General features: G+C 44.3%; 13 protein-coding genes. 3 read left to right on the forward strand and 10 right to left on the reverse strand.

Features of this window, described 5'->3' with window-relative positions:
• The first annotated feature begins 72 nt into the window (after nt 1-72).
• A complete protein-coding gene (locus tag R7Q41_RS18635) occupies nt 73-594 on the forward strand; it encodes a YqhA family protein (protein WP_042523163.1) in 522 nt (173 codons plus the stop codon).
• 108 nt (nt 595-702) lie between these two features.
• Here R7Q41_RS18635 and R7Q41_RS18640 read toward each other — a convergent pair whose 3' ends face one another.
• The 5 genes from R7Q41_RS18640 to znuA all read right to left on the reverse strand — a co-directional run bounded on the left by R7Q41_RS18640 (nt 703) and on the right by znuA (nt 8,734).
• Nucleotides 703-933, reverse strand: a complete 231-nt coding sequence (locus R7Q41_RS18640) for a FeoC-like transcriptional regulator (protein WP_005382192.1) — start codon at nt 931-933, stop codon at nt 703-705.
• A complete protein-coding gene (gene feoB / locus R7Q41_RS18645; RefSeq protein WP_318144623.1) occupies nt 930-3,206 on the reverse strand; it encodes a Fe(2+) transporter permease subunit FeoB in 2,277 nt (758 codons plus the stop codon). Before feoB ends, R7Q41_RS18640 begins: the two co-directional genes overlap by 4 nt.
• Nucleotides 3,206-3,433, reverse strand: a complete 228-nt coding sequence (locus tag R7Q41_RS18650) for a FeoA family protein (protein WP_318144624.1) — start codon at nt 3,431-3,433, stop codon at nt 3,206-3,208. The genes feoB and R7Q41_RS18650 overlap by 1 nt, the downstream gene beginning before the upstream one ends.
• A gap of 833 nt (nt 3,434-4,266) precedes the next feature.
• Nucleotides 4,267-7,644: an AraC family transcriptional regulator gene (locus R7Q41_RS18655; protein WP_258514612.1), complete on the reverse strand. Its 3,378-nt coding sequence runs from the start codon at nt 7,642-7,644 to the stop codon at nt 4,267-4,269.
• 202 nt (nt 7,645-7,846) lie between these two features.
• Nucleotides 7,847-8,734, reverse strand: coding sequence for a zinc ABC transporter substrate-binding protein ZnuA (znuA, locus tag R7Q41_RS18660; protein WP_065274261.1), 888 nt, complete (start codon nt 8,732-8,734; stop codon nt 7,847-7,849).
• 78 nt (nt 8,735-8,812) lie between these two features.
• On the opposite strand from znuA, the gene znuC reads away from it, so the two are divergent.
• Nucleotides 8,813-9,601, forward strand: coding sequence for a zinc ABC transporter ATP-binding protein ZnuC (gene znuC / locus R7Q41_RS18665; RefSeq protein WP_005382185.1), 789 nt, complete (start codon nt 8,813-8,815; stop codon nt 9,599-9,601).
• Entirely contained in the window at nt 9,594-10,379 is a 786-nt protein-coding gene (znuB, locus tag R7Q41_RS18670) for a zinc ABC transporter permease subunit ZnuB (RefSeq protein WP_169628604.1), read from the forward strand. Before znuC ends, znuB begins: the two co-directional genes overlap by 8 nt.
• A 119-nt stretch (nt 10,380-10,498) precedes the next feature.
• Here znuB and sucD read toward each other — a convergent pair whose 3' ends face one another.
• From sucD to R7Q41_RS18695, 5 genes are all read right to left on the reverse strand, one after another.
• Entirely contained in the window at nt 10,499-11,371 is an 873-nt protein-coding gene (gene sucD / locus R7Q41_RS18675) for a succinate--CoA ligase subunit alpha (RefSeq protein WP_005382181.1), read from the reverse strand.
• Nucleotides 11,371-12,537, reverse strand: a complete 1,167-nt coding sequence (sucC, locus tag R7Q41_RS18680; protein WP_005382179.1) for an ADP-forming succinate--CoA ligase subunit beta — start codon at nt 12,535-12,537, stop codon at nt 11,371-11,373. The genes sucD and sucC overlap by 1 nt, the downstream gene beginning before the upstream one ends.
• Before the next feature lie 213 nt (nt 12,538-12,750).
• On the reverse strand, nt 12,751-13,959 hold the full coding sequence (gene odhB / locus R7Q41_RS18685) for a 2-oxoglutarate dehydrogenase complex dihydrolipoyllysine-residue succinyltransferase (protein ID WP_005382177.1): 1,209 nt from the start codon (nt 13,957-13,959) through the stop codon (nt 12,751-12,753).
• 28 nt (nt 13,960-13,987) lie between these two features.
• On the reverse strand, nt 13,988-16,813 hold the full coding sequence (sucA, locus tag R7Q41_RS18690) for a 2-oxoglutarate dehydrogenase E1 component (protein WP_005382176.1): 2,826 nt from the start codon (nt 16,811-16,813) through the stop codon (nt 13,988-13,990).
• A 171-nt stretch (nt 16,814-16,984) separates the two neighbouring features.
• Nucleotides 16,985-17,695, reverse strand: a complete 711-nt coding sequence (locus tag R7Q41_RS18695) for a succinate dehydrogenase iron-sulfur subunit (RefSeq protein WP_005382174.1) — start codon at nt 17,693-17,695, stop codon at nt 16,985-16,987.
• Nucleotides 17,696-17,707 lie beyond the last annotated feature (12 nt).

Consider the following 17,707-nt stretch of genomic DNA (forward strand, 5'->3'; position numbering starts at 1 on the left):
TTTCTCATTTTTCTGGGATTATCACTAAAATAAAACTTGTTTAGACTACCAGCTCAGTTAGAGAGGGTCATCATGAAACAAGTCTTCAACACATTCCGATACGTCAGCTGGATCGCCATCATCTGTTCTATGGCTGCTTCATTCTTGCTTTTTCTTATGGGTGCAGCAAAAACCTATTCAGCATTTGCGGTCTTCATTCTTAATCAAACACCTCCAGAAGCACTCGCACATTTAGATAAAGCAGACATCGCGATCGCTTATTTGATCAAGTCACTGGATACGTTTCTTGTCGCACTAGTTTTGTTCATCTTTGCTCACGGCATCTACACACTATTTATTTCCAACAAAGCTAAAGCGAAAACACAAGAGCAGTCGGTTTTGCATTGGATCAGAACCCCAAACATCGGCCATCTAAAAAACATTTTGGCTGAAGTCATCATCGTGATCTTGTTTGTGAAATTCTTAGAGCTCGTGCTGATTAACTTCGACAGCTTAGATTGGACGATCTTAACATTACCTATTTCGATTTTAGTTTTAAGTCTTGGTTTGAAGTTCCTAGGGTTAGGCGCGACTAAACACTCTGAAGAACATTAATTTCGCTGTATTCACAAACAATAACCAGCAAAATAAAAGCCGCATCATTGCTGATGCGGCTTTGTCGTTTTTATGTGATAATTTTTAGGTGACTAATTTTGATAGTCGCTACATGGTGACTGTCAGAGACAAACCATCTTGTTTAGTCACTGAGTAGCGAACACGAGTCACGTCATGAGCTTTATTAGTGTCGACTAGGCGGCTAATTTTGCCCTTCTTAATCCACACGTTTAACATCGCGTCGGCGCCATCTTCACTCATCCCAAACTGCTTAGCCAGATCTGACTGGGAGACGGTTCCTTTGTCTGCAATGTATTGATAAAGCTCTTTTAAAATCATGCTATTTGCGCCTCTAATGCACCGTTTTGTTTCTTACCAACTCGTTTGAACACACGGTATGTGCCAAAGAAGATAGCTACGATCACTGCCATCCAAATGCCACTTGTCACTGGGCTATCTGCGAAATGCGTCAATTGGTTGTAGAACGTCGCACATAGGTAAGCCAAGCCCATTGTCCAAACCGCGATAAAGCGTGCGAACTTATGACCAAACTCACGTACGTAAGCCCCCATCGCCGCCACACAAGGTGTGTACAGTAGGATAAAGATTAGGTAAGCAAATGCGGCATTGCCAGAAGCAAACTGCGATTTAATGTTACCGAAGATAGAAGCATCGACTTCTTGTTCTTCGGCAACGGCATTTGAGTCAGTTAAGTCACCCACTTCAATGCCTAGTGGATCTGAGTAGCTCAAACCGGCTAGGTTTTCAGGGATACTCATTACTGCCTCTTCTAGGCTGCCCATTAGATCAAATTCTGCGTCTTCACCGTCGCTTGGCGTGGTGTATAGGCTGTTAAGCGTACCAACTACCGCCTCTTTTGCGAAGATACCGGTAATGATACCAACCGTCGCTGGCCAGTTATCTTCTTGAACACCGATTGGCGCGAATACTGGAGTAACAACTTGCGCAGCTTTAGAAAGCACCGAGTTTTCGCTGTCTTCGTTACCAAAACTGCCATCAGTACCCAATGAGTTGAAGAAACTCAGAATAGCAACAACGATAACGATGGTTTTACCTGCACCAAGTACGAAGCGCTTTAGCTTTTGCCAAGTTTTGATCACCACGTTTTGTAGCGTCGGAAGCTCGTAATCTGGCATTCCCATCACTAGGCTATCGCTGCTACCCGGGTAAAGCGTGTGCTTAAGGAAAAGACCTGTGAAGATCGCTGCCACAATACCAAGTAAGTAAAGTGCGAATACAATGTTCTGACCAGAACCAGGGAAGAATGCCGCAGCGAATAGCGCGTAGACAGGCAAACGAGCACCGCATGACATAAATGGCGCCATAGATGCAGCCAGTTTACGCTCACGTTCTTGGTCTAGAGTACGAGTTGCCATGATTGACGGAACGTTACAGCCAAAACCAAGAACCAACGGTACAAATGCTTTGCCCGGTAGACCGATCTTCTGCATCACTTTATCTAGTACGAATGCTGCGCGAGCCATGTAACCTGAGCTCTCAAGTACTGCTAGGAACAGGTACAAACACGCGATAACCGGAATGAAGGTTGCAACCGTCTGGATACCACCACCGATACCATCAGCAAGAACCGTCACTAACCAAACAGGTAAATGACCGTCTAACAAGTGGTGACCACCATCAACCAACAGAGCACCAACACCAATATCGAAGAAGTCGATGAACGCACTACCAATGTTGATAGAGAACATGAACATTAGGTACATCACAACAAAGAAGAATGGGATGCCCACCCACTTGTTCAAAATGAATTGGTCTAGCTTTTCAGTCACGCTGCGACTTAACTTGCCTTCGCTTCGGCGAACTTTTTTACACTGTTCATGCAGATGCGTGTACTTAGTATCCGCGACATGCAAATCGATATCCAAATCTAACGTCGTAATGACTTCCAAGACTTTGCTTCTATCAATATCAGAAAGACTATTGAGCACCATTGTGTCTTTTTCAAGCGCACGAATCGCTAGTGCACGATGAGCGACGTTTTGGTCGTTAAAAAGTGCGGAAACCGTTTGAATTGCCGACTCCATCTTCTCACCGTAATGCAAAGACAATTCTTTAAGTGGCACTCCTTGAACGATGGATTTATGGAGCTTTTCTTTAAACTCTGCCACTTGAGTTTTATTGGTTGCAGATAAACTGACAACCGGACAACCTAACGTTTTCTCAAGCTCTGCAACGTTAATCATCTGACGTTCACGCTTTAGCGCATCCATCTTGTTGAGGACAACAATCATAGGGCGACCAAGTTCGCGAAGTTGCAGCGTCATATATAAGCTGCGCTCTAAACTTGTAGCATCCACCACGTTAATAATGAGATCAGCAGGATGAGTTAGAACCGCACGCGATGCGATGGATTCATCAATACTATTACTATCATTACCACTGTCTAATGAGTAAATACCCGGAAGGTCAGTGAGCAAAAACTCATCCCCAGCATGCTTGAATTGTCCTGTTTTCTTTTCAACCGTGACGCCTGCCCAGTTACCAACTTGCTGTTTTGCGCCAGTTAAGCCATTAAATAGCGTCGTTTTACCACTATTAGGGTTACCTACGGTTAGCACTTGATATTGCATTACGCTCGCTCCACTTCAATTTTCTGAGCAATTGTTTCTCGCAATGCGACAGACACACCACGGACTTCGACTTGTAAAGGATCGCCCATTGGCGCACGTCGAATCACTTTGACTTCTGTATTGGGAAGCAGCCCCATTACCATGAGTTTCTTTCTGATATCTGATGAAAGACCATCTAACAACCGAACCGTCACCGTATCGCCAGGATTAATCTCTGATAACTTCATAGTGGCCCTTAAGAGTATTGCTAATGAGAAATATTATTATTTAATAAGTTTAGGTTGCCAATATTACTCCCCTATACCCCTTCAATCCTTGTGTGAAATCAAAGATTCCGTAAATGTTTTCACGCTTTCAAACGTTAACTTCGTAAATTTCCTCTCGTTATTTACGTCAAAATTAACAATTAAAAATGACACCTAACGAAACAAAAATGTCACAAACCAAGATAGAAAACAAAAAATGCAAATTAAAACAGTGGGTTAATTAAAAAACAAAACGTTGTCGCTTTTCTCATATAAACATGGCGTTATTTTTATAAGAAAAATAAGTAACCTCTCGTATAGTTACTCCATCGAGAGGGCAACCTCTCTAATAAATTCCAGAGGTGGCATGGCAACATGTCACTCCGGCAGCAAGCGAAGGTGTCCTTGACACCCGTGGTATAGTCCCCCCGGCTATACCACGATATTTTTTTTCACCTCTTTCAAAACTTCTTTACCTTATTCATCTTTTCAACACAGTTTTCGTTTTCACGAATGTCGCACACCATCATTCACCCAAATGAACCACGCTCTTTTGATACAGCAATACAACTGTCATTTATTTGTTGCAACTATTAGTAAATCATTCTCTTGAAGCCATTTATGCTTATTGCTATGAACATCGCGACTAACAGATAGAACGTGATCGTGCTTACGTGTTGAGAATGGATTTGTAGGCTAGATGTGATGAAGAAACAATGAAACTCACTGCGTTAGCAACTGCAGCAATAATAGAGCACTGTATGCAGCTCCCCAGCATCTTAACTATTAACTAGGGAGCTTATAATGAAGGTTTTCTAGTTAATTTCTTGGCTTTCTTGAGTCAAAGCAAACTTGGAAGGGGGCAAACCAAAATGTAGCTTAAACTTTTGGCTAAAGTAAGATGGATCATTAAAGCCACAGTTAAAGGCGACTTCACTGATTTTCTCACCCGCCAATAACTGTTCACACGCCGTTTCTAAACGAACCTCTGTGACATAGTCTTTTAACGTTCTTGACGAGGCAGATTTAAAACGTCTCTGCAAAGAGCGTTCAGACATATACAGCATTTTAGCGGCTGACGCAGTGCCAAATTCAGGATCATGGTAATGCTCTGCCACTAATTGATAGACTTTTTGCAACCACTCTTTCTCTGGTGTGACTTGATCTTCTGCAATAGTTACAGGATTGAGTTCTTGCTGCGGTTCATCCAGATAACTCCTTTCCTTCGCAGATGGCCATGTAATCTCGACTTTGTTTTGAGCATCAGAAGAGAAGACAGCCAAATAACCACCACTCGTTGTCACTAGTTGGGCAAGGTGGTCAATACTCAACTCAGAGTGATTTAAGTTAGATGGAAGCCCAGTCGCGACTTTATTAGGTAATTGCGTCCCGTAATCAAGAAAGCTCAATGACACAATATCATGCCCCTTTTCTAGCATAATTCTAACCGTTTGACCCCGGAAAGAGCGCTTGATGATATTGGCAAAAATGCTATTGAAAATAACATCAAGATTAAAGCTTTCCAGAGCAACCCGGCTCTGCTTACTCTCATCTTCTAGCTCTACCAAAATACCCGCTTTTGCAAAGTCATCTTGCCATACATCAACCACTGACTGAGTTATCTGACTCAAGTTGTAGTTCTGACTCCCACCACTTACATCACTTGGAACGCTTTTGAGTTCATTTAACTGCCAATTCGTTTTAGCCAAATGATCCTCCGTCGCAGTATCCAGAGGCATAGGTAGTTTCGCCACAATAAAGTCGACGCTTGATTTTATGGATAGAGCTACATGGTCTACGAGTAGGTTTCTAACTTGAATCTGTTTACGTAATTGCTGGTTGCTCGTAAGCAACACTCTACTTTGATGTCTTAACTGATTCGTTTTGAGAGTCACTTGAGCTGCTAGATCACGGTTAGCCTGTACAACGTAGCGAGAGCGCCAGAAAACAAGTAATGCGACGACCGCAATACTAGCTACGACAAAGCCTAAAATAGCAAATCGCGATAGATACCAAGGATGAAGGACGATAAAGTGAGATTCTAAACCAACGACTCCAGTGGCAACTTGAGACTCATTACTGACCTGCAAGTGATATTCACCGGAACTAAGGTGCTCGAGTGTCAGTTGGCCCCCCTCTAACGTTTGCCATGGGTCATCGTTGTTCAATCGATAGTACAAATTTTGACTGTCTGGTTTTGGCATCACACCGAATAAAAAACTCAGCGAAGATCCATATGGCAGTGTGAGCCCATTCAGATCGGCACTACCAACTTGCAGAACTTCATTTTCAAGCACAACTTGGCTAACAATAAACTTAGACTCTGGGGGATTAGATACAAGCAGCTTGGATGCTTCTGCTTTTACGAGTCCGTACTTCGACCCCAGAACAAGCTCTCGCTCACCAATTTCTGTCTGCTGTATAACGCTACAAATACCAGGGAGGAACTCATTGTTCATTAAGCCTGATGACGATGAGTAATGTTTCACTAACTCACCCGAAAGGTGGTAATAGCTTAAACCGACAGAGGAAGCTAACCATACACCTTGCCTGTCTCTGATCAAGCAAGCAGGTCTGGCGTTGGGCTCACTCATTTCAACAACACGTTTTTCATCGCTTCGTGTATCAGTTTTAAACACACCATAAGATGAAGCAAACCACTGGCTGCCATCAACCGCCGTGGTCATGTCTAATGATTCACCAAACTTTTCTGAAAAACGGATAAACTGGATGTTGTCATTACTGTATTGGTATACGCCATGATCGGTGCCTATTAATAGGGCATCTTCAGTATCATATAGGCGCGTAACCTTAGCAGGCAAATACTGACTTACTAGCCACTCACTTCCAAAGTTTCGTACGCTTCGTGCAGCAGTATCAACATTGTAAAGATGGTATCCGCTTGATACCCAAAGACGGTCATCACCATCAACGGTCACATGCTCTACGGCATGTCCGGCCATAACCTGTAAATAAGGATATGTAATCTTGTTGAGACCATTTAGCTCAAATATTTCCAGCCCTTTTGAGGTCGCAAGCCAAAGCATACCGTTTTGAAACGCAAATTCATTGATCTGCGACTCCAACTCTAAGACTTGGTTAATCCCACTCTTTCCTGAACGATAAATCTTTCGGTCATCAGCAAACCAAAGCGCACCATCAGGACCTTCAATAGTTTGCCGAATTCGTCCTGATAGGGTGTGTGAGTCATAACTACTAAAGGTCACTCGTTCAAATTTTTTACTAAATAGCGAGTAATAACGAATACCTTGGTTAGTCGCAATCCACATCCCTCCCATATTGTCGCTCAACAACGAATAAATCTTCGTGTTATCTAACTCTAACTCAAGAAAACTTGCAGGCGCGACTTCGGTGACCTCACCTGAAAAAAATGAGTACAAATAAAGACCATGCTCGGTCCCCACCCAATAGTCTTGATTTGTCTCTGCGAATGTCAAAACATGTGAGCCGCCAATTCTAATCACTTCTTTATCAGGCTGGTAAATGTTGAAAATTAAAGCGCCACGCAATGTACCTATCAGAATTTCTCTTCGCGTGTGTGAATAATAGACTTTCTCAATGTAGTTTTGACCTGAGGCAGCGACATGGTCAAACTTATCACCTTCAGAAAGATAGAAGCCGGAAGTCGTTGCTAGTGCCCACTTGGTTTCAACTAGCACCGCATCATTAATGTAAACGTAGCTATTATTACTATGTTGATAGAGCTGCAATAGAGAGAAAGAGTTTAACTCGCTAGTGTCGATATTGTAGGTATAGAAATGCGCGCCATCACTCACCCAAATATAGTTCTTTGAAGACCCTATTTTTCTTATTTGTGAGCCTGGATTTAAACTAAAGACTAAACGTCGTTCCTGATTTGGATAGGTTCGATAGACCTCATTTTCAATAAAGGTCCAAAAAGCACCTTTATGATAAGCCAACTGCTTGGCCGACGTTTGTAGGAAGCTACCTGATTTAGGCAATATAGTTTGACCATCGTAAAACAGGACTCGTCCGTGTACGTCATGAATCCACAAACCGCCCTTTTCACCCAAGAACAACTTTTTAGCCGCGATAAAAGTACCCTTTGCCTGAGTTGGCAAAGGGTAAAAGATTGCATTTGCATTATGAAGCGCAAATGCTTGGTAGGATAAGACAAAGCCCAACAGAGCAAGGGCTAATTGGCGTAGCAAGACGAAAACCTTTTGTATCAATTTGTGCTCTGAAAGTGACCGTTCATCGTTTGTAAAACATGGATTGATACGGTTATTTTGAGCTGATAATTATTGGTAATGATATCTCAATTACTTTCTGAGAAAAGGCTCGCCTTACCAAAGGTTGTAATTCTTACTACTGGATCACGTTAAAAAGACTACTCCTACATTACGACAGCACTTAATCTGACTTTTTGTTCAAGCATTGCTCAAAACTATTCGCCATATTGTTGAGAAAAGTAAAGTAACTGCCAGGTTTTGCTTCAATTGTACTCCCTAACGGGTCAAGCTCGCCTTTAGTGACATCACTGCCTCTCATTACGCTCTGAACGACAGCCGGGGTAAACTGAGGTTCAGAAAATACACAAGCCACATCTCCACCACTTAGCTTTTGACGAATTTGAATTAAGGTCTTCGCTCCTGGCTTGCGTTCCGGGCTCACAGTAAAATGCCCCATTTGATTTAGTTCATAACGATCTTCGAAATAACCGTAAGCATCATGGAATACAAAGTAACCTTTGTTTTTTACTGGTGCCAGCTTCTGCTTTATCTGTTGGTCAGTGTCTTTTAGCTCGAGTTCAAACTTTTTGAGGTTCGCTTGATATTGAGCTGCATTTTCCGGATCAAGTGATACAAGTTGATTCACAACAGCCTTGGCCACTTGTTGTGCTTGGCTTACACCTAGCCAAAAGTGCGGATCATGTGAGCCATGATCGTGCCCATCATGGTCATGGTTGTGCTCACTATCAAATTCACGCAATTCTAGATTTGGAATTTGACTAATAGTCAAAGTATTCGATCTATCCGAAACAACTTTCTCTAGAAACGGTTCAAGATCATGTCCGTACCAGATAACCAAATCAGCCGAAGCGACCTTTTTAACATCCGATGGACGCAAAGCGTAGTCATGGGGTGATGTGTTAGACTGCAATAACACGTCTGGTGAAGTTACTCCTTGAGTAAGCTCTGTTACTAACAACTGAATAGGTTTGATACTCGTCAGTACCGTTACCGCCTGTGCTGGCAGTGTTAACATTGCTGAGGCAGCAAGAATTAATGCTCTTTTCATAGTTTTACTTGGGATATGGCGTGGAAAGTGAGATAATGTTACATTATAACATTATTGATTTGCAAATGAGTTTCATTCATGTCTTCCTTAGTCCATCTTGAGCAGTTATGCGTCGAGTTCGATGGCCGCAGAGTTCTCGATAACATTAGTATGGAATTAGAAAAGGGCAAAATAACTACCCTAATTGGTCCCAATGGAGCGGGAAAATCAACGTTAGTCAAAGTTATCTTAGGTCTTCAAAAGCCAACTAGCGGCAAGTTGAACCGACAAAGAAAACTGAAAATTGGTTACGTTCCTCAAAAGTTGAAGCTCAATGACTCCCTTCCATTGAATGTAACCCGCTTTCTAAATTTAGCAGGAAAATACAGTAAGCAGGAGTGCATTGATGCATTACGGCTTGTTGGCGCTGAACATTTACTTAATAGTAATATGCATCGCTTATCCGGTGGTGAGAACCAACGAGTGTTACTGGCTCGCGCTCTGCTTCAGCGTCCTCAGCTGTTAGTATTAGACGAACCAGCTCAGGGTGTGGATATCCAAGGTCAAATCGATCTCTATGACTTAATTGAGAGCATTCGTCACCGCTTTGATTGTGGCGTATTTATGGTGTCGCATGACTTACATTTAGTGATGGCGAAAACGGACGATGTTATTTGTCTGCATCACCATGTTTGCTGCTCAGGTTCACCTGCCACTATTACTCAGCACCCTTCTTACATCGCACTATTTGGCAATGCTGCGAGAGAGTCTCTCGCGTTTTATCATCACGACCATGAGCACCATCATCACGATTTATCCGGAACGCCAGTAAGCGGTGATGCGACATCATGCTCCCACCATAAACACGGACATCACCATCATGATTGAGTTTCTCCTACCTTCTATTCTTGCTGGTATTGGTATCGCGATCATTGCCGGTCCACTTGGGTCATTTGTCGTTTGGCGTAAAATGGCTTACTTCGGAGATACCCTAGCTCATGCATCGTTAATGGGCCTAGCGCTGGGCTTCTTGCTCGACGTAAATCTCTACCTTGCGCTACTCGTCTGCTGTTTAGCTCTGGCCGTTTTGCTTGTCACTCTGCAAAAGCAACAACTTGTGGCTACAGACACGTTGTTAGGTATCTTGGCACACAGTGCACTCTCTATCGGTTTAGTATCGGTTAGCTTTTTGGAAAACGTGCGCGTCGATTTAATGAGCTACCTATTTGGGGACTTACTTGCCGTCTCTCCACAAGATCTGATGTTTATTTACGCAGGTGTTGTTGCGGTAAGTGCGTGTTTGTACGTCTTCTGGCGCCCACTGCTTTCTAGCACTGTTAGTGAAGAACTTGCCGCTGTTGAGGGCGTGAATACAGACTTAGTTAGATTGGTGTTAATGCTAATGGTGGGTGTAGTAATCGCAGTAGGTATGAAGTTCGTTGGCGCGTTGATCATGACTTCGCTCCTAATTATCCCAGCAGCAACAGCACGTAAAGTCTCTTCATCACCAGAGCAAATGGCATTGTTCGCATCCATTATTGGCTCAGTGGCAGTACTGATGGGGCTTAGCCTATCATGGCACTTCGATACACCGGCCGGCCCTTCCGTAGTGATCAGCGCAACATCCTTATTTATGCTGAGCCAGCTGATTAAAAGCAAAGCATAATCGCATTGAGTATTAAACGCGAAAGACCTTGCTAACAACAAACATAAACCCACGGGAACGGAAAAAGAAAAGCCTGCGAAGTCGCAGGCTTTTTAATACTTATTAAGTAGTGTGGTCGATTACCAACCCGTCACTTCACGTAGACCTTGGCCGATCTCTGCTAGAGATTTCACAGTTTTAACGCCAGCCGCTTCTAGTGCAGCAAATTTGTCTTCAGCAGTACCTTTACCACCAGAGATAATCGCACCAGCATGGCCCATACGCTTACCAGGAGGTGCAGTTACACCAGCAATGTAAGAAACCACTGGCTTCGTTACATTTTCTTTAATGTATGCTGCTGCTTCTTCTTCTGCAGTACCACCGATCTCACCGATCATAACGATCGCTTCTGTCTCAGGGTCTTCTTGGAACAGTTTTAGGATATCAATGAAGTTTGAACCCGGGATTGGGTCACCACCGATACCAACACAAGTAGACTGGCCGAAACCTTCGTCAGTGGTTTGTTTAACTGCTTCGTAAGTTAGAGTACCGCTACGAGATACAATACCTACTTTGCCTTTCTTGTGGATGTGACCAGGCATGATACCGATCTTACACTCATCAGGAGTGATAACACCCGGACAGTTAGGACCGATCATGCGAACGCCAGTTTCTTCTAGCTTCACTTTCACGTCGATCATATCTGTAGTAGGGATACCTTCAGTAATCGTTACGATTAGCTCGATACCCGCGTCAATCGCTTCTAGGATTGCATCTTTACAGAAAGGTGCTGGTACGTAGATGACTGTCGCTGTTGCACCAGTCGCTTCTACTGCTTCACGAACTGTGTTGAATACAGGAAGACCTAGGTGAGTTTGGCCGCCTTTACCTGGAGACACACCACCAACCATTTGCGTACCGTATGCGATAGCTTGCTCTGAGTGGAAAGTACCTTGACCACCAGTGAACCCCTGACAGATTACTTTAGTGTCTTTGTTAATTAATACAGACATTATTTAGCCTCCGCAGCAGCAACAACTTTCTGAGCAGCATCAGTTAGCGACTCAGCAGCAATGATATCAACATCAGAATTAGCAAGAACTTCGCGACCTAGGTCAGCGTTAGTACCTTCAAGACGAACAACAACAGGTACGCTTACGCCTACCTCTTTAACCGCACCGATAATACCTTCTGCGATCATGTCACAACGTACAATACCACCGAAGATGTTAACAAGTACCGCTTTCACATTGTCATCAGATAGGATGATCTTGAATGCTTCAGCAACACGCTCTTTCGTCGCGCCGCCACCTACATCTAAGAAGTTAGCTGGTTTGCCGCCGTGTAGGTTTACGATATCCATCGTACCCATTGCTAGGCCTGCACCGTTAACCATACAGCCAACGTTACCGTCTAGTGCTACGTAGTTCAGCTCCCACTGAGCTGCGTGTGCTTCACGCTCATCTTCTTGTGAAGGATCGTGCATTTCACGAAGCTTAGGCTGACGATACAGTGCGTTTGAGTCGATGTTGATCTTACCGTCAAGACATAGCAAGTTGCCTTCACCAGTAATCACAAGTGGGTTGATCTCTAGCAGAGCAAGATCGTACTGAGAAAACATAGTGCCAAGACCCATAAAGATCTTAACGAATTGTTTGATTTGGTCGCCTTCAAGACCAAGTTTGAACGCTAGCTCACGACCTTGGTAAGCTTGTGGACCTACTAGTGGGTCAATTGCTGCTTTGTGGATGAGTTCCGGCGTTTCTTCCGCAACTTTTTCAATTTCCACACCACCTTCGGTAGAAGCCATGAAAACGATCTTACGGCTAGCACGGTCAACTACCGCACCTAGGTATAGTTCGTTCGCAATATTTGAAGCTTCTTCAACAAGGATTTTTGTTACTGGCTGACCGTTAGCGTCAGTTTGGTAAGTCACTAGGTTTTTACCTAACCACTTCTGTGCAAACTCTTTAACGCCTTCTTTTGTATCGTGTAGCTCTACGCCACCCGCTTTACCACGGCCACCAGCGTGAACCTGACATTTAACTACTTTCTTGGCTGTACTAATACGGCCTGCGGCTTCAAAAGCTTCTTGTGGTGTATCACACGCGTAGCCTTCTGGCACAGGCAAACCGAATTCTGCAAACAGCTGTTTGGCTTGGTATTCATGCAAATTCATTTCGATATTCCGTTTGTTTTTCCCTTAAGGGATTTATTATTTCCATAACGCTGCAGTCTTGGCTGCTTGTACGTCTGTAGGGTCTTCTCAAATCAATCCTTCATCATGAGTTCTCATACTGAAGGATTCAAATGAAGGCCAAACGTTGAGCTAGTCTAGCCATTGAAATTTTTAACGTCTAGCTACCTACGATAACTAGACGTTTTAGCGATATTAAACGTCTAATAGGAGACGTGCTGGGTCCTCTAGTAACTCTTTAATCGTTACTAGGAAGCCAACTGATTCACGACCATCAATTAGGCGGTGATCGTAAGATAACGCTAGGTACATCATCGGCAAGATTTCAACTTTGCCATCCACTGCCATCGGACGCTCTTGGATCTTATGCATACCAAGAATCGCTGATTGAGGTGGGTTGATGATTGGTGTAGACATTAGTGAACCGAACACACCGCCGTTTGTGATAGTGAAGTTACCGCCCATTAGCTCGTCTACCGTTAGCTTGCCATCACGACCTTTAATAGCCAGCTCTTTGATGCCTTTTTCAACATCAGCGAAACCAAGCTTGTCACAGTCTTTTAGGACAGGTGTAACTAGACCACGTGGCGTTGATACCGCCATGCTAATGTCGAAGTAGTTGTGGTAAACAATGTCATCGCCATCAATCGAAGCATTTACTTCTGGGTAACGCTTAAGCGCTTCTGTTACTGCTTTCACGTAAAAAGACATGAAGCCCAAACGAATACCGTGACGCTCTTCGAACTGATCTTTGTACTGCTTACGAAGGTCCATGATTGGTTTCATGTTCACTTCGTTAAACGTCGTTAGCATTGCCGTGTTGTTCTTCGCTTCTAGCAGACGGTTAGCGACTGTCTTACGAAGGCGAGTCATTGGAACACGCTTCTGACTGCGAGCCGCTGCCGGCACGTCAACCACTGCTGGCGAGTCTTCTTTTGACGCAGATTTAGCGTTCGCAAGATGCGCTTCAATATCTTCGCGCGTAATACGACCACCAACACCAGTACCTTTCACTTGGCTTGCTTCTAAGCCATGTTCAGCCAATAAACGGCGCACTGCTGGGCTTAATGCGTCATTACTTTCTTCGCTAAGCGCAGCTTTGTGACGCTTATCAGGAGATGCTTCAGTACCTTCTGTTTTGTCTGCAGTTGGTTCACCTGCAACTGCGCCTGGCTTCAATTTAGCAATGATTTGTTTAGAAAGTACTGTCGCACCTTCTGCTTCAACAATAGCTTCTAAAACGCCAGCTTCCGGAGCTGGAACTTCTAGCACAACTTTGTCTGTTTCGATGTCAACCAAAACCTCGTCACGCTCTACTGCGTCGCCTGGTTGTTTGTGCCATGTCGCTACGGTTGCATCAGCAACTGATTCAGGTAAATCTGGAACCAGAATTTCAATTGTCATATCTGTTTCTTCCTTTAACTTCTAGTTCTTAATTCGAAGTTTTTGAGTTCACGTTCAGAGCGTCTTCAACCAACGCTTTTTGTTGTTTCAAGTGCACCGACATGTAGCCAACTGCTGGCGAAGCAGAAGCTGGGCGACCTGCGTATTTAAGATTTGCACCTGCAGGAATAGCGGCACGGAAGTTATGTTGGCTACAGTACCAAGCACCTTGGTTCTGAGGTTCTTCCTGACACCACACGAAGTCTTCAACGTTAGTGTATTGAGCAATTGCTGCTTGTACTTCTTCCATTGGGAATGGGTAAAGCTGTTCAATACGCACGATAGCAACATCGTCTTGCTCGTTGTTACGGCGCTGCTCTAGTAGGTCAAAGTAAACCTTACCAGCACAGAACACGACACGTTTCACTTTGCTTGGTTCTAAATCATCTACTTCTGGAATTGCAGATTGGAATGTACCATCCGCCAAGTCTTCAATCGTTGAAGTACATAGAGGGTGGCGCAGCAAAGATTTCGGCGACATTACAATGAGAGGTCGACGCATTGGGCGTACAACCTGACGACGAATCATGTGGTACACCTGAGCCGGTGTTGAAGGAACCACAACCTGCATATTTTGCTCAGCACAAAGCTGAAGGTAACGCTCTAAACGTGCAGATGAGTGCTCAGGACCTTGACCTTCATAACCATGAGGTAGAAGCATAGTAAGACCGCACAAACGCGCCCACTTTTGCTCGCCTGACGAGATAAACTGGTCGATAACAACTTGTGCACCGTTGGCAAAATCACCAAACTGTGCTTCCCAGATAGTTAAACCACCTGGTTCGGCTGTTGCGTAACCGTATTCAAACGCCAACACAGCTTCTTCTGACAATACTGAGTCAAAGACTTGGAATGGCCCTTGGTTGTCATGAATATTCGCTAATGGAATGTAAGTGCTTGCATCGGTTTGGTTATGAAGAACCGAGTGACGGTGGAAGAAAGTACCACGCCCCGAGTCCTGACCAGAAAGACGAATACGCTTGCCATCGTCAACCAATGTAGCATACGCCAATGTTTCAGCCATACCCCAGTCAATAGCTTTTTCACCGGTCATCATTGCTAGACGATCGTTGTATAGCTTATTAACACGGCTTTGCAGTTTATGGCTTTCTGGGTACTGACACAGACGATTGCCTAGCTCAATAAGGCGTGTCTTGTCGTATTTTGAATCCCACTCCATATCCCATTCGTGCCCTAAGTAAGGGGACCAGTCTACAGAGTGCAACGCCATTGGACGCCATTCTTTAACAACCACTTCACCGCGATCTAATGCATCGCGATACTCATTGACTAACTGAGTCGCCGTCTCGATATCTGACTCATTTTTGTCGATCAGAACATCTGCATACAATTTGCGTGGTGTAGGATGCTTTTTGATTTTCTGGTACATCAAAGGCTGAGTCGCATTTGGCTCATCCGCCTCATTGTGGCCGTGGCGACGGTAACATACAAGATCGATCACGACATCGCGCTTGAACTCGTTACGGTAATCCAATGCAATGCGAGTAACAAAAGCAACTGCTTCTGGGTCATCTGCATTTACATGGAAAATTGGCGCCTGCACCATCTTCGCGATATCGGTACAGTACATCGTAGAACGCGTGTCACGAGGATTAGACGTCGTAAAGCCTACTTGGTTGTTGATGACGATGCGTACCGTACCACCAACTTGGAACCCACGAGCAAGAGACATATTGAACGTTTCGGCAACCACACCCTGACCAGCGATTGCTGAATCACCATGGATGGTGATAGGAAGCACTTTGCTACCTTGATTATCACCCAAGCGGTCTTGACGTGCTCGAACTGAGCCCATGACTACCGGGTTTACGATTTCTAGGTGCGACGGGTTAAATGCAAGTGCTAAGTGAACATCACCGCCTGGAGTCGCAAAATCAGCAGAGAAACCTTGGTGATATTTCACATCACCCGTACCCCAAGTTTCGTCGTGTTTACCTGCGAACTCATCAAACAGGTCTTGAGGTTTCTTACCAAGTACGTTCACCAGCATGTTCAAACGACCGCGGTGAGCCATACCGATAACCACTTCACGCATTCCACTTGTACCCGCATGACGGATCAACTCTTTCGTCATCGGAATCAGCGCATCACCACCTTCTAAAGAGAAACGTTTTGCACCTGGGAATTTCGCCCCGAGGTAACGCTCCAAACCTTCAGCGGCTGTTAGCTCTTCTAGGAATGTGCGCTTCTCATCTTTGTTGAATGATGGCTGGCCTACGACAGACTCAAGGCGTTGCTGAATCCAACGCTTTTGCTCTGTGTCAGTCATGTGCATGTATTCAGCACCGATGGAACCGCAATAAGTTTTGTTGAGGGCTTCATAGATATCTTTCAACTTCATGGTTTCTTGCCCAACAGCAAAAGAACCTACGTTGAAAGTTTCTTCGAAGTCATCTTCGGTAAGATTATGAAAAGCAGGGTCTAACTCCGCCACGGTTGGGCGTTGCCATAGACCTAGTGGGTCTAATTCTGCAGCTTCATGCCCGCGGAAACGGTATGCGTTGATTAGCTGTAGAACTTTTACTTGTTTTGCATCGACATCTGGGTCACTAACTTGGACATTGTAATGCTTTGTTTCTCTAGCGAGTCGTCGGAAGTAGTCACGGACACGTGAATGTGGTTGTTCTGCCACTTCTTCTGATGGCTTAGGCAAGCCTTCAAAAACACGTTTCCACTCCTCACTTACCAGATCGGGATCACTTAGATACAGTTCGTAGAGGTCCTCTACATACGTTGCATTGGCGCCAGCCAAGTGTGAAGACTCGAGCCATGCCTTCATCACGCCGTTGTGCATATTTTCCCTTAACCAGTAGTTTTCACGTTTGCTTCGGTCTTTGCCGAGCTATAAGAGCCGACTAAAAATACGGTCGGCAATTTTTGTATTCTTTACTCGAATATTACTGAAGCAGTGAAGCGGTCATATCGGGTGATCCGCAACACTGCGACATTCCTAAGAGCGAGTAAATTAAACCGAACGATTAACCAACATCGACTTAATGTGACCGATGGCTTTCGTCGGATTTAATCCCTTAGGACAAACACTTACACAATTCATGATGCCATGGCAACGAAAAACGCTAAATGCATCATCAAGATCAGACAAACGTTCATCTGTTGCCGTATCGCGGCTATCAATTAGCCAACGGTACGCTGCGAGAAGACCAGCTGGGCCGATGAATTTATCAGGGTTCCACCAGAATGATGGGCAAGACGTTGTACAACATGCACACATGATACATTCGTACAATCCATCTAAATGCGCACGGTCATCAGGCGATTGTAGATTCTCACGTGATGGTGGTAATGCACCATCATCAATCAAGAATGGTTTAACTTTCGCATAGTTATCATAGAACTGCGTCATGTCAACGATAAGATCGCGCACGACAGGTAACCCTGGTAGTGGACGAATAACTATCTTATCGCCTTGTAGAGCAGATAACGGTGTGATACACGCTAGGCCGTTTTTACCATTCATATTCAAACCATCAGAACCACATACCCCTTCACGGCATGAGCGACGGAACGCGATGCTTGGATCTTGCTCTTTTAGCAGAATCAATGCATCAAGCACCATCATGTCTGAGCCTTCGTCTACCTCAAGGGTATACTCTTTCATGTAAGGCTTAGTATCCACATCCGGATTGTAACGGTATAAAGAGAAGTTTAATTTCATAGTCGTATCCTC

The organism is Vibrio sp. 2096 (genome assembly GCF_033339595.1).
Classification (GTDB): Bacteria; Pseudomonadota; Gammaproteobacteria; order Enterobacterales; family Vibrionaceae; genus Vibrio; species Vibrio alginolyticus.

Coding starts and splice junctions, on each gene's coding strand:
- sucC (WP_005382179.1), bottom strand. CDS start 12,537: ATGAATTTGCATGAATACCAAGCCAAACAGCTGTTTGCAGAATTCGGT.
- znuA (WP_065274261.1), bottom strand. CDS start 8,734: ATGAAAAGAGCATTAATTCTTGCTGCCTCAGCAATGTTAACACTGCCA.
- R7Q41_RS18650 (WP_318144624.1), bottom strand. CDS start 3,433: ATGAAGTTATCAGAGATTAATCCTGGCGATACGGTGACGGTTCGGTTG.
- R7Q41_RS18640 (WP_005382192.1), bottom strand. CDS start 933: ATGATTTTAAAAGAGCTTTATCAATACATTGCAGACAAAGGAACCGTC.
- sucD (WP_005382181.1), bottom strand. CDS start 11,371: ATGTCTGTATTAATTAACAAAGACACTAAAGTAATCTGTCAGGGGTTC.
- R7Q41_RS18635 (WP_042523163.1), top strand. CDS start 73: ATGAAACAAGTCTTCAACACATTCCGATACGTCAGCTGGATCGCCATC.
- znuC (WP_005382185.1), top strand. CDS start 8,813: ATGTCTTCCTTAGTCCATCTTGAGCAGTTATGCGTCGAGTTCGATGGC.
- sucA (WP_005382176.1), bottom strand. CDS start 16,813: ATGCACAACGGCGTGATGAAGGCATGGCTCGAGTCTTCACACTTGGCT.
- znuB (WP_169628604.1), top strand. CDS start 9,594: ATGATTGAGTTTCTCCTACCTTCTATTCTTGCTGGTATTGGTATCGCG.
- feoB (WP_318144623.1), bottom strand. CDS start 3,206: ATGCAATATCAAGTGCTAACCGTAGGTAACCCTAATAGTGGTAAAACG.
- odhB (WP_005382177.1), bottom strand. CDS start 13,959: ATGACAATTGAAATTCTGGTTCCAGATTTACCTGAATCAGTTGCTGAT.
- R7Q41_RS18695 (WP_005382174.1), bottom strand. CDS start 17,695: ATGAAATTAAACTTCTCTTTATACCGTTACAATCCGGATGTGGATACT.